This window comes from Bifidobacterium angulatum DSM 20098 = JCM 7096, assembly GCF_001025155.1.
Taxonomy (GTDB): domain Bacteria; phylum Actinomycetota; class Actinomycetes; order Actinomycetales; family Bifidobacteriaceae; genus Bifidobacterium; species Bifidobacterium angulatum.
Genome location: NZ_AP012322.1, coordinates 405,662 through 418,050 on the forward strand (window position 1 = coordinate 405,662; position 12,389 = coordinate 418,050).

The 12,389-nt window shown below is 61.1% G+C and carries 11 protein-coding genes; 10 read left to right on the top strand and 1 reads right to left on the bottom strand.

The annotated features are described in order from the left end of the window. Positions 1–11: 11 nt before the first annotated feature. From BBAG_RS01590 to BBAG_RS01635, 10 genes are all read left to right on the top strand, one after another. Positions 12–1,583 carry an AI-2E family transporter gene (locus BBAG_RS01590; RefSeq protein WP_047750035.1) on the top strand — a complete coding sequence of 524 codons (1,572 nt, stop codon included), beginning with the start codon at positions 12–14 and terminating at the stop codon, positions 1,581–1,583. Continuing rightward, positions 1,583–2,806: a glycosyltransferase family 2 protein gene (locus tag BBAG_RS01595; RefSeq protein WP_003827694.1), complete on the top strand. Its 1,224-nt coding sequence runs from the start codon at positions 1,583–1,585 to the stop codon at positions 2,804–2,806. The genes BBAG_RS01590 and BBAG_RS01595 overlap by 1 nt, the downstream gene beginning before the upstream one ends. Before the next feature lie 306 nt (positions 2,807–3,112). Continuing rightward, on the top strand, positions 3,113–3,349 hold the full coding sequence (locus tag BBAG_RS01600) for a hypothetical protein (protein ID WP_033508864.1): 237 nt from the start codon (positions 3,113–3,115) through the stop codon (positions 3,347–3,349). 35 nt (positions 3,350–3,384) lie between these two features. After that, complete coding sequence (locus BBAG_RS01605) at positions 3,385–4,809, top strand: D-alanyl-D-alanine carboxypeptidase (RefSeq protein WP_033508862.1); 1,425 nt, start codon at positions 3,385–3,387, stop codon at positions 4,807–4,809. 77 nt (positions 4,810–4,886) lie between these two features. Beyond that, positions 4,887–5,450 carry a hypoxanthine phosphoribosyltransferase gene (gene hpt / locus BBAG_RS01610; protein WP_033508860.1) on the top strand — a complete coding sequence of 188 codons (564 nt, stop codon included), beginning with the start codon at positions 4,887–4,889 and terminating at the stop codon, positions 5,448–5,450. Next, the gene (gene ftsH, locus BBAG_RS01615; protein WP_003827700.1) at positions 5,447–7,525 is read left to right on the top strand and encodes an ATP-dependent zinc metalloprotease FtsH; all 2,079 of its coding nucleotides are present in this window, start codon (positions 5,447–5,449) and stop codon (positions 7,523–7,525) included. The genes hpt and ftsH overlap by 4 nt, the downstream gene beginning before the upstream one ends. A gap of 4 nt (positions 7,526–7,529) precedes the next feature. Beyond that, complete coding sequence (gene folE / locus BBAG_RS01620; RefSeq protein ID WP_003827701.1) at positions 7,530–8,129, top strand: GTP cyclohydrolase I FolE; 600 nt, start codon at positions 7,530–7,532, stop codon at positions 8,127–8,129. Positions 8,130–8,241: 112 nt separating this feature from the next. Beyond that, complete coding sequence (gene folP / locus BBAG_RS01625) at positions 8,242–9,114, top strand: dihydropteroate synthase (RefSeq protein WP_003827702.1); 873 nt, start codon at positions 8,242–8,244, stop codon at positions 9,112–9,114. Between the two features lie 75 nt (positions 9,115–9,189). After that, on the top strand, positions 9,190–10,755 hold the full coding sequence (gene folK / locus BBAG_RS01630; RefSeq protein ID WP_003827703.1) for a 2-amino-4-hydroxy-6-hydroxymethyldihydropteridine diphosphokinase: 1,566 nt from the start codon (positions 9,190–9,192) through the stop codon (positions 10,753–10,755). A 33-nt stretch (positions 10,756–10,788) separates the two neighbouring features. Beyond that, entirely contained in the window at positions 10,789–11,325 is a 537-nt protein-coding gene (locus BBAG_RS01635) for a DUF3180 domain-containing protein (RefSeq protein ID WP_003827705.1), read from the top strand. Between the two features lie 147 nt (positions 11,326–11,472). Here the strand turns inward: BBAG_RS01635 and BBAG_RS01640 are convergent, their stop codons facing one another. After that, the gene (locus tag BBAG_RS01640; RefSeq protein WP_003827707.1) at positions 11,473–12,375 is read right to left on the bottom strand and encodes an acyl-CoA thioesterase; all 903 of its coding nucleotides are present in this window, start codon (positions 12,373–12,375) and stop codon (positions 11,473–11,475) included. Between the last annotated feature and the right edge of the window lie 14 nt (positions 12,376–12,389).

The window sequence follows — 12,389 nt, forward strand, 5'->3', positions numbered from 1 at the left end:
AATGGGGTGCCATGGATGAACACGCGCATACAAGCGATGAGAATACTGCAGGTGGCCGTGAAGGGCTGCGCTGGGATCTGGGAACGCTGTTCCCCGCAAAAGGCGACGAACGCAGGCCTCCGGAATGGTTCGGCAGGGCTTTGCTGTACATCGCCATGGCCATAGTGCTGTTTTCCTACTGCTGGCGATCCTGGGGGTCGGTCGCCTACCTGATCTACGACATCCTTATCGCGCTGTTCCTTGCGCTCGCCATCGAACCGATGGTGAAGGCCCTGGTGAGTCATGGCTGGAAGCGTGGCGTGGCGGCGCTGCTGTCGTTCACCGTGGTGATCGTCGCCGCATGCGTGCTGCTGCTGCTGTTCGGCAACATGTTCATTCAGCAGGTGATCGCCTTGTTCTCCGGTCTGCCGGATATGTACGAGCAGACGAGGCAGTTCATCATGCAGCGGTTCTCGTTCGTGCTGCCGGAGATCGACAATCTTGGCCCCGAGATCCTGAAGAACATCCAGTCCTCGTGGGTTTCCGACTTCGCCGGTCAGGCGCTGCACACCGTTTCCGGCGTATCCGCCGCATTCATCGACGTCACTACGGTGATCATGGTCACCTTCTATATTTCCGCTGCCGGCCCGAAGCTGCGCCGTTCCGTATGCCAGTGGTTTGCCCCGTCCGCGCAGCGTCGCATCCTTACCGTCTGGACGGTAGCGCAGGATCAGATCTCGTCCTTCCTGTTCTCCCGTACGGTTCTCGCCGTGCTCAACGCCGCCTGTACCGGCGCGTTCCTGGTGATCATGAAGGTGCCGTACTGGCTGCCGTTGGCATTGTTCAGCGGCATCGTCTCGCAGTTCATTCCCATGATCGGTACGTTCGTGGGCGGCGCGGCCCCGGTGCTGTTCGCGTGTGCGAACAACGGTCTGGGCGTCGGCATTGCGGTCATCGTGTTCATCACCGTGTACCAGCAGATCGAGAACTTCATCTTCCTGCCGAAGATCTCGCAGCGCACCATGGATATCAACGAGGCGGTGGCATTCATTTCGGTGTTGTTCTTCGGCTCGCTGTTCGGTGCGGTCGGCGCGTTCCTTGCATTGCCCATCGCCGCATCCATCCAGGTGATCGTGCACGCCGGAACACGTCGATACGATCTGGTCGATTCGCCGTTGATGAGCGACCCCGCGCCCAAGAAGAAGTCCAAGGTGGTCGAGGCCGGCGAAGCGTTCAACGAGCATGTGATCCAGCCCATCAATCATGCCATTCCTCGCGCCGTCTCCAGCACCGCGAACCGTGTGCATGTGGATGACGAGCTTCGCCAGATGCAGGAGATCTTCTACTCCATGTCCGACGAGGAATTGCGTGAGGGATTGGAGGACGATTCCGCCACGGTGGCGATTCCCAAGGGCGTGCTGAAGGATGCCGTCATACACGATCATTCAGGCAGGCCGATGCTGAAGGGAACGGAGGAACAAGGCGACGAAGACGGTAAGACGTCTGCCGGCGGCGAGGGCGCCGACGCCGCGCCGCATGATAGGCCGCAGGAGGATTCGCCTTCGACCGACGTATCGTCCAATCCGCGAAAGGGGTGGCGCTGATGGTTCTGCTCACCGTACTTGATACGCTGCTGTTCATCGTGGGCGCGATCGGCATGGTCTACCAGGGCGTATGCATTGTGGCGTCGTTGTTCGCCAAGCCCGTCACTTTTCCCGAAGCCGCGATGGACAAGCGGTATGCCGTGCTTATCTCGGCGCGTAACGAGGAGCATGTGATCGGCAACCTCATCACCTGCCTGCATGAGCAGACCTATCCATCGGGGCTCATCGACATCTGGGTGGTGGCGGACAACTGCACCGACGGTACCGCCAGGGTCGTACGCGATATGGGCTGCCATGTGGTTGAACGGCATAATATGCAGCAGGTCGGCAAGGGGTATGCGTTGACCTATCTGCTTGACTATATGATCGATGCCGGTCTGTCCGACACCTATGACGCCTATTTCGTGTTCGACGCCGACAATAAGCTCGACCGCCATTACTTCGAGGAGATGAACAAGGCGTTCCAGTCGGGATTCAAGATTCTGACCAGCTACCGCAACTCGGTCAATCTGGCCGACAACTGGGTTTCGTCCGGTTCCGCGCTGTGGTTCATCCGCGAATCGAGATTCCTCAACAACTCCCGTATGCTGTTCGGCTCCAGCTGTCATGTGGGCGGCACCGGGTTCATGTTCTCCAAGGAGATCATGAAACGCAATAAGGGCTGGAAATTCCACCTACTTACCGAGGATCTCGAATTCACCATGGATTCGGTGCTGCACGGCGATCGCGTCGGGTATTGTGGCAGCGCCATCCTGTATGACGAGCAGCCCATTACCTTCGCGCAAAGCTGGCGTCAGCGTCTGCGCTGGAGCAGGGGATTCCTGCAGGTGTTCCGCTATTACGGGCCGCAGCTGATTCGGCGTGCCATCAAGGAGCGGGATTTTTCGGCGGTCGATTTCACGCTGCTGCTTTGCCCGTTCACGATGCTCGGCGTGATTCGTGCGGTGTTGGGTGTTATCTTCGCCGCCTGCGGATTCGTTACCTGGCAAAGCCAGCTGGGGGCCGTCACCGGGTGGAGCAGTGGCATTGTGCTGGCCGTGCTCGGTATGATGGCGCTCGCAGGTCTGACGATCATCGCGGAACGTGGGCAGATCGGCGCTACGAACAAGGAGCTGTTCGCCTATGTGCTCAGTTTCCCGATCTACATGCTCAGCTATGTGCCGATCTCCTTCCAGGCCATCTTCTCCAAGGTGCAGTGGAAGCCCATCGAGCATAAGGGCTGAACTGTGCCGCGCTTCGCCGCGCGTAGCATTGGGGCATATGCACCAAGGCTTCTACCAGGGCGACTGTGAGCGACATTTCTGCCGTGGTTCGGAATGTGGTGGCATGGATGCCGTTTGCGGCATCGTTCCAGATTCCGTTTGACGTGATCGATGGCGCATGGCTTGCCGCTGCGGCAAGGGTGATCATATTGCTGGCGACATGGGTTGTCTGCTATCTGATCTGTACCTGGCATCTGCGCATGGCGCGGTCGTCTTCGGGCGGCGCACCGGCGAAGTCCGGTGCTAGGAAGAGGCATTCTGCGGCTTGTGTTCCCTCCTACCCAGGTCGTCGTCTCTTTGGCGACCGTGTTGCCGTCGGTGCTGATGCTGTTCTTCCTGTTGCGCATTATCACGCCGTTAACGATGGGAGCCGTGATAGCCGTCGCGCTCGTCAACGGTCTGGTCGTGCTGCTGGATGGTTCTTGGCTAGGCGGTAAGCTGTTGGATGCTCGGATGCCGAAGATTCTCGCAACGCTCGATGACTTCGCCTCCCTGCAGCAGTAATCGAGGTCTTTCAAGGAATCCAGAGGTGAAGCGCGGTGCGTAGAGCTGCAGTCCGACCGAATCATCGGATCGCCGTGGTCACGGTAAGCGTGGTGGTGACGCTTGCCGTTTGCGTGGGGTATACCATTGCGGACGTCTACGACGTGGCTCCCGGATTATTGACAGCGCAGTCGGCGCCGACACGTACCTACAGCGCAATCCCCACGCCTCTTGCGGCCGGTGCCGTGGCGGGCAAGGCCGATCGCGATGTGCCCATCGACGAGAAGAAGGCCGAGAAGCTTATCACCGCGTTGGGCGAGTCCGAAGGCACGGGGAATTTCTCTGTGGCCATTGCCGCGGCGGATGGCACCATAGCCGCCGAACGGAACCTCGATACCGAGCGCGAGCCGGCTTCCACCACCAAAACGCTGACCGCCTTCACAGCCGTCCATACGCTGGAAATGAGCGGCACGCTGGATACCGAGGTCTACCTGACCCATGCGGACACCTCGCCGACCATCGTGCTGCAAGGCCATGGCGACATGCTGCTGGGGGAGGGGCAGAACGATCCCTCCCATATCAACGGGCGTGCCGGCCTCGCCACGCTCGCGCAGAATACGGCCCAATCGCTTCGGCAGCGCGGCATCGACCAGGTGGCGCTTGCCGTGGACGATTCGCTGTTCGGCGATGACAACACTTCCACGGCGTTGGAACAGAACAATGACGGCAACGCGATGTATACGCCGCTGTCGAGTATGGCCGTCGACGGAGGTCGTATGCGCTACGGCCTGACCGCCGACCCCGACGCGTTCACCGACTACCCCACGCTGTCCCGCACCACGGCAAGCGATGCCGCACAGACGTTCAGAAGTCTGCTGACCCGGCAAGGCATCACCGTTACCGATTCGTCGGACACCAGCGGCACCGAGGCCTCGGCACGTATCGCCAAGGTCAGTTCGGCGCCGTTGAACGAGGTGATGGCGTTCATGCTGCGCCATTCCGATAACACGCTCGCCGAGCTGTTCGCGCGGCTTACCGCGTTGAAGCTTGGCCTGGGCAATTCCATGGATGCCGATATCCAGGCGGTCGTGCAGGTGCTGCGCGCAAACGATATTCCTACGGATGGGCTCCACCTGACCAGCTGTTCGGGTCTTGCTGCGGGAACCCGGCTGCGCATACCCACCCTGCTGGCAGTGCAGCGCTCGCTGGTCGGGCTTGACGATGGCGGTGCCGCCGAGATCGAGGGGCTTTCCGTGCCCGGGCTGACCGGTACGGCGCGTAATAGGGCGGCCAACGACGACATCAAGGGACTGGCAAGGGTCAAGACGGGCAGTCTTGGTGGTGTTCGCGCCTTGGTCGGCAATGTCTCCCGTGAGCATGGCGGTGTGCTGCTATTCGCCGTAATCGTCAATGATTCGTCTGACGAACTGGCCGCCAACAACGCCATCGACGACTTCATGGCGGGGCTTGCCAAGCTCTGAACGCACCGGGAGCTTTCCCAGCGATCATTCAGGTAATGGCTAGGAACACGTCATTCGCCTGTGACAATATAGTGCCCATGCGAATCGCTGATGTACAAGAAGATATCGACTACGAGCTGATTAGCTCAGAGGAAATCCATACCATTATCGCCAAGGCCGCGGCGCAGGTGAGCAAGGATTACCAGGGCAAGAATCCGCTGCTTGTGGCAGTGCTGAAAGGCGCGATCAATACTCTGGCGGCCTTCTCCCAGGAATTGTCCATTCCATGCCAGCTCGACTTCATGAGTCTGTCGAGCTACGGTTCGGGAACAACTTCGACCGGCACCATCACCGTTCGTCAGGATCTGTCGACCGATGTTCGCGGTCGGCACATTCTCATTGTCGAGGATATTGTGGATTCGGGGCGCACCCTGGCATGGCTGGTCGAGGAGCTGAAGAGACGCGGCGCCGCGTCCGTCGAGATCTTTGCGCTGCTGGAAAAGCCGGCACGTCGCGAGGTCGACGTGGACATCAAGTACCCGGGTAAGGAGATCCCCGACGAGTTCGTCGTCGGATTCGGACTCGACTACGACGAGCGATACCGCAATCTCGACTCCATCGCGGTGCTGAAGCCCAAAGTGTATCAAGGAGAGCAAGCATGAGCGTTCCTCAGGGACCGGGGCAGCCGAACAACAACGGCAATCCCTTCAACAACCCGTTCCGCCAGAACGGGAACAAGGACGGCGGGAGCGGCAAGCCGAATCAGGCCAATGGCGGCAATAAGCCGTTCTGGCAGTCCCCGTGGCTGTGGGGCGCGGTAATCGTCATCCTCGTCATCACCATGTTCCAGATGTTCGCCGGCATGGGCACGCAGACCATCGACACCAAGGACGGTTTGGAACTGCTGAACGACGGTCAGGTGAACTACGCCAAGATCGTGGACAACAAGCAGAAGGTCACGCTGCAGCTGAAGAGCGACTTCACCAAGCGCGATGCGAACACCGGCAAGATGCACAACTACGGCAAGAGCGTGCAGTTCTACTACACGTTCGCGCAAGGTCAGGATATCGTCAAGGCCGTGGAGAAAGCGGATCCATCCAAGGGATGGAGCGCCGACATCGAGTCCAGCAGCATGATGACCTACCTGATCCAGTCGATTCTGCCGTTCATCATCTTCTTCGCCTTCGCATGGTTCCTGATGAGCCGCATGGGCGCCGGCAACATGCTCGGCATGGGCGGCAAGAAGAACAACGGCAAGCTGCTGGAAGGTCAGACCCCGAGCACCAGGTTCTCCGACGTGGCCGGCGAGGACGAGGCTCTGGCCGAAGTCGAGGAGATCAAGGACTTTCTGAAGGATCCCTCCAAATACAAGGCGCTGGGTGCCCGTATTCCGCGAGGCGTGCTGCTGTATGGCCCTCCGGGAACCGGTAAGACGCTGCTGGCGCGAGCGATCGCCGGCGAGGCGGGTGTGCCGTTCTATTCGATGGCGGGCTCCGACTTCGTCGAGATGTTCGTCGGTCTTGGCGCATCCCGTGTGCGCGATCTGTTCGACGAGGCGAAGAAGAACGCCCCGGCCATCATCTTCATCGACGAGATCGATGCCGTTGGACGCAAGCGCGGTTCCGGTATGGGCGGCGGCCATGACGAGCGTGAACAGACGTTGAACCAGCTGCTGGTCGAAATGGACGGCTTCAATAACGACACCAACCTCATCATCATCGCCGCGACCAACCGCCCCGACGTGCTTGACCCGGCACTGCTGCGCCCCGGTCGATTCGACCGTCAGGTAGGCGTTGCCGCCCCCGACCTGGAAGGCCGTGAGGCGATTCTGAAGGTGCATGCCAAGGGCAAACCGTTCGTACCGGACGTCGATCTGCACATGGTGGCCGTGCGTACTCCGGGATTCACCGGCGCCGACTTGGCCAATGTGCTTAACGAGGCCGCATTGCTGTGCGCCCGTGCAGGAGCCCAGCTGATCGACAACAGAGCCATCGACGAGGCCATCGACCGTGTGCAGGCCGGACCGAAGAAGCAGTCGAGGGGCATGGCGTTGGAGGAACTGCGCAACACCGCATACCATGAGGGCGGCCACGCCCTGGTCGCCGCGGCACTCAACGACACCGACCCTGTGACCAAGGTGACGATTCTGCCGCGAGGCCGCGCACTCGGCTACACCGCCGTCATGCCGACTTCCGACCGCTACTCCCAGTCGCGCAATCAGCTGCTCGACCAGATGGCCTACGCCATGGGCGGCCGTACCGCCGAAGAGATCGTGTTCCACGATCCGACCACCGGCGCCTCCAACGACATCGAAAAGGCCACGAACATCGCCCGCACCATGGTCGGCGAATACGGTTTCTCCGACCGTCTGGGCGCGATCAAGTGGACCGAGGACGACGATCAGAGCGATATGGGCGGGCTCGCACCGCACAAGTACTCCGAGCGCACCGCCGAAACCATCGATGAGGAAGTGCACAAGCTCGTGGAGACCGCTCATACCGAGGCGTGGACGATCATCAACGAGAACCGCGACATCCTTGACGAACTGGTTCGCCAGCTGCTGGTCAAGGAGACCCTGAACGAGAAGGAGCTGGCCGAAATCTTCGCTCCGATCAAAAAGGCCCCGAAGCGTGAGGTGTGGCTGTCCAACGAGCATCGTCCCGATTCGGACAAGCCCCCGGTGGAGATCCCCGAATCGCTCAAGCGATCCGTTGGCATGAAGGCAGAGGAGCGGTAAACGCATGGCAGAACAGGTGCAGGGCATAAGTGCCGCCCGCAGACCATATGACGAGGAAGGCGTGCGTCAGGCCGTGCGCCTGTTCCTGCAATCCATAGGCGAAGACCCGGAACGTGAAGGGCTGCTGGAGACACCGGATCGCATTGCGCGTGCATGCCGCGAGCTCTTCTCCGGTCTCGATACTTCACCGGCCGACGTGCTGGAGAAGCATTTCGACGTGGACACCGATGAGCTGGTGCTCGTCAAAGACATCGAACTGTATTCGGTGTGCGAACACCATTTGCTGCCGTTCCATGGTGTGGCGCATGTGGGCTATATCCCCGCGAAGAACGGCGTAATGGGATTGAGCAAACTGGCGCGTCTGGTCGAGGTGTATGCCCGCCGACCGCAGGTGCAGGAACGTCTGACCCAACAGATCGCCGATGCTTTGGTGGATTATGCGGGAGCCCGCGGCGTGATCGTGGTCACCGAATGCGAACACCTGTGCATGTCGATGCGGGGCATCAAGAAATCCGAGGCGCGCACGGTGACCTCCGCGGTGAGGGGACTGCTACGCAATCCCGCCACCCGGGCCGAGGCGATGAGCCTCATTCTGAACCACTAGCACCACTTGGAGGACCCGCCGCCGGCACACACAGACAATGCCGAGGCGGGGCCGACGTATTTGCAGCCGATAGGCGCTTTCTACATGCACTTCTAGCGACGGGAAGGATACGATGACCGATCTGGAAACGATCCGCAATGCCGGCCGCACACAGGTTATGGGCGTGCTGAACATCACCGAGGACTCGTTCTCGGACGGGGGCCTGTGGCTTCAGCCGGATAAGGCCGCGGAACATGGGCGCGCCATGATGGCCGCCGGTGCGGACATCATCGACATCGGTGCGGAATCCACCAGGCCGGGTGCCAAACGTGTATCGACGGAAGATGAGCTGGCACGCGTCCAAGGGGCGGTCGCCGCGCTGATTCCGGCAGGGGCGGTGCTGTCCATCGACACCACGCGTGCAAGCGTGGCCGCCGGCGCGTTGGAACACGGCGCACAGATCATCAACGACGTATCCGGTGGAACGCTGGACAAGGATCTACCGCGGGTCGTCGCCGACCATGGCTGCCTGTACATCGTGCAGCATTGGCGCGGATGGCTGGCCGGATCGAACGGGTCCACGCCGGACGCCGACACATCGCATTACGAGCATGGCGTACTCGCCGACGTGAAAGACGAGCTCATGCGGCAGGTGGACGCGGTGGTCGCCGCCGGCGTCAGCCCGGAACACATCATTATCGACCCCGGTCTGGGATTCTCCAAGCCGGGTGTGGAGCATAATCTTCCCCTGCTGGCAGGTCTTGAGTCCTTTGCCGAAACCGGCTACCCGGTGCTTATCGGGCAGTCGCGCAAACGCTTCATATCGGCGTTGCTTTCCGAAGCCGGCTTGCCTCAGGCGAGCATGGAGGATCGCGACAACGCCACGGCGGCGATCTCCGCCCTGTGTGCCGAGCACGGCGTATGGGCGGTGCGCGTGCATGACGTGGCGCGTTCCCGTGCCGCAGTCGCGGTGGGCGATGCCTGGCGCGCCTACGCGCAACGGTGAATCCTGCAGAAATAGCGCACCGTGTCATCGCAGTGCCGGCCGCAGCACGCGCTGCGACGCAGAGAAAGGATCAGTATGGATCGAATCGTTCTTACCGGCGTACATGCCAACGGCACGCATGGCGTGCTGGAATTCGAACATGAACGCGCCCAGCCGTTTGTTGTGGACGCTACGTTGTACATGGATCTTACGGCGGCAGGGGCAAGCGACGATCTGAACGATACTGTCGATTACGGTCGCGCCGCGAAAGAGATTGTCGCCGTGATCGAAGGTGAGCATGCCGATCTTATCGAGCACCTTGCGCAACGCATCGCCGATCGGCTGCTGACCATGCCACCGGTGTGCCAAGTGGACGTGACCGTGCATAAGCCGCATGCGCCCATCACCGTGCCGTTCGACGACGTAGCCGTCAGCATCACCCGTATGCGGCGGAATCCGGCAGGCGAGACGGAAACCGAATCGCATGCGCGGCAAAGCGGCAGGCAGGACCGTCCCCATCATGCCGTCATCGCCATCGGCGGCAATCAGGGGGACACGGCTGGCATACTGCGTGATGCAGTGCGCCGCATCGATGCTTTGGACGGCACGCAAGTCACCGGTGTCTCGCCGCTGTACCGCACCGCCGCATGGGGTATGGCGGACGGCACTCCGGACTTTCTCAATGCCGTGGTGGAGATCACCACCACATTGACGGCGCATGAACTACTGAACGGATTGCAGGGAATCGAACGTGACCATGGGCGCACCCGGGAAACGCATTGGTCCAGTCGTACGCTTGACCTTGACATCATCGACTACGACGGCATCGAATCGGAAGACAGCGAGCTCACCCTGCCCCACCCACGTGCCTGGCAACGGGCCTTCGTACTGGTACCATGGGCCGCGCTCAACCCGAATGCCGATCTGCCTGGCATGCATGGCGGGCCGGTAGGCGAACTCGCGGACGGACTGCTCGGCGAAGCGGATGAACCGCCAGTCGAGCGCATAGCCTCCGATTGGCTCAGCGGCGAGCTGCAAGCGCAGCATAGGCAGTCTGCACAACCGGTGACCGCCCCGACATCGGCTGGCGAAGCCGCGGTATCCCATGAAGCCGCAGGTTCACAACGTGCCGCGGAAACGCAAACCGGCACCGCAAACGCATCGGACGCGGCAGACGATCTGCAGACCAGGCCGGCGGTCATTTCGATGGAATCCACCGACACCGATGCGGAGAATCTATTCCGCGAGGCCATCGTCGCCATAGACGGCATTCCCGGTAACCAGGTCGAAGGTATTTCGCCGCTCTACCATGTCGGCAATTTCGACGGGCCGGACTCCATGAGCGCCGTCATACAGATTCGTACCAAACTCGGTCCTCGTGAGCTGATCAAGGCGCTGGGCGTCATCGAATCCATGCATGGCAAGGCCGTCGATCTCGATCTGGTCGACATGCGAGGCGTCGCCATCAATGAACCGGATTGCCGTGTGCCCTGGCCTTCGGCCGGCAAACGTGCTGTGGTACTTGCCCCCTGGATGGATATGGACCCCAACGCCACATTGGGTGGCGAGCCGGTGCCGTTCCTGCTGGCCATGGCGCAGGACGCCGGGCGGGTGGGCATGCTCACCGACGCATGGATTCTCGGTACAGGCGCGAATCAATGAGCGACGGCAGGAAATACAGGAAGGAGCACGGTAATGAATGCGCGTAGGACACCGTGGTGGCATGCCGCGATCGCGCTGGTGCTTGGTTTGGGTGTCGGCGCAGGTGTGGCGGTACTCGGCGAGAGTTCCGGCACAACGCTGATCGGCACTCCTTGGTTCGTGCCCGTAGTGCTGGGCGCGATTGGCGTGGTGGCGCTGGTGCTGGCGCTCAACGTGCACAAATACGCCGCCACAGACCCAAAGAAGCGTCCGAAGACCTTTGTAAACCCAGCGGTGGCGTTCAATACGCTGGTGCTCTGCAAGTCGATGGTCCTGGCCGGTGCGGCGCTCGCCGGGTGGTATGGCGGGCAGATCATCCCCACGCTCGCCCATATCGAAGGCTCGTTCTATGGGCAAGCCGTGCTGGAATGTGCGGTGAGCGCGGCGGTATGCCTGGCGGATATGGTGATCGGGTTCGTGGGGGAGTGGCTGTGCCAGCTGCCTCCCACCGAAGGGCCGGAGAATCCCAAGGTGAAAGGCCAGCAGCGGCAAGGCACTCTGGCCGGTGCCGCCGCCAAAACCGTGCGCTGACTCGCTTCGCTCAAGCCGTTCACGCCATGTTCCGCGTTCTGTGATGCGCAGACCCATATGACAATGTTGGGGGTATCCGCCGTAATCGACGGATACCCCCAACATTTGATATAGGGCCAGGTGTATCAGAACCCGGCAATCGGCCGGTCAGCGCTGCGGCACGCGCAGCATGGCCTCCTGGGTGATCACCGCAACCAGCTCGCCATCCTGCGAATAGACCTTCGCCTCGCATAGGCCACGGCCATGCGCCGCCGTCGGCGTATCCTGCACATACAAGTGCCACTGGTTGATGTCCACGTCGCGATACCACCACATCGAATGGTCGATCGACGCATACGAGATGCCCGGCGTAGCAATGCTCAACCCCGCGCGGCGCAACACCGGCTCCATCATCACCTGATCGCACCCCAAGGCGAGCAGCGCACGATGCATGGCCTGCGGTACGTCCACTTCGCCATCGCCGCGCATCCAGACCATCTGCTTACCGCAATCGGCTTCGGCGGAGGCCTTATCGGGCTTAAGCATCACGGTCGGCGTAATGTGACGGATATCGAACGGCGACTGCTGAGCATAGAATTTGGCGAACGGCGACTTGTCCGAATATGGCTCCATCAACTGCTTGGCGCTCCTCAGGCTTTCCGGATCCGGCACGTCCTGCGGCATGGGATCGGCGAATTCGACACCGGACTGGCCCTCCTCCTGAAAACTCGCGATTGCGGTCAGAATGGAACCATCGGTCTGCGTGACATTCACTCTGCGCGCGGAGAACGAGCGGCCGTCGCGCAGCTTCTCCACGTCGAACAGCAGATCCTGGCGGATATCGCCGGGAGCGACGAAATAGCCGTGGACGGAATGCGGCAGACGTGAGGGCGATACGGTTTTGGCGGCGGCCATCAGCGACTGCGCGATAACCTGCCCGCCGTATACGCGGCCTGTGGGGAAGTACATGCTTTCGCCGTTGATATAGGTGTGATCGCGGTATTCGGACGGGGTGCCGAGAGCCAGAACCTTCACGATATGTTCCAAAGGGGTGAGGGTTTCTTGGGGCATGGTTCACTCGATTC

Excerpts from the sequence above, each read along its gene's own strand:
- BBAG_RS01590 (WP_047750035.1), top strand. The coding sequence starts at position 12 with ATGGATGAACACGCGCATACAAGCGATGAGAATACTGCAGGTGGCCGT.
- BBAG_RS01595 (WP_003827694.1), top strand. The coding sequence starts at position 1,583 with ATGGTTCTGCTCACCGTACTTGATACGCTGCTGTTCATCGTGGGCGCG.
- hpt (WP_033508860.1), top strand. The coding sequence starts at position 4,887 with ATGCGAATCGCTGATGTACAAGAAGATATCGACTACGAGCTGATTAGC.
- ftsH (WP_003827700.1), top strand. The coding sequence starts at position 5,447 with ATGAGCGTTCCTCAGGGACCGGGGCAGCCGAACAACAACGGCAATCCC.
- folE (WP_003827701.1), top strand. The coding sequence starts at position 7,530 with ATGGCAGAACAGGTGCAGGGCATAAGTGCCGCCCGCAGACCATATGAC.
- folP (WP_003827702.1), top strand. The coding sequence starts at position 8,242 with ATGACCGATCTGGAAACGATCCGCAATGCCGGCCGCACACAGGTTATG.
- folK (WP_003827703.1), top strand. The coding sequence starts at position 9,190 with ATGGATCGAATCGTTCTTACCGGCGTACATGCCAACGGCACGCATGGC.
- BBAG_RS01635 (WP_003827705.1), top strand. The coding sequence starts at position 10,789 with ATGAATGCGCGTAGGACACCGTGGTGGCATGCCGCGATCGCGCTGGTG.
- BBAG_RS01640 (WP_003827707.1), bottom strand. The coding sequence starts at position 12,375 with ATGCCCCAAGAAACCCTCACCCCTTTGGAACATATCGTGAAGGTTCTG.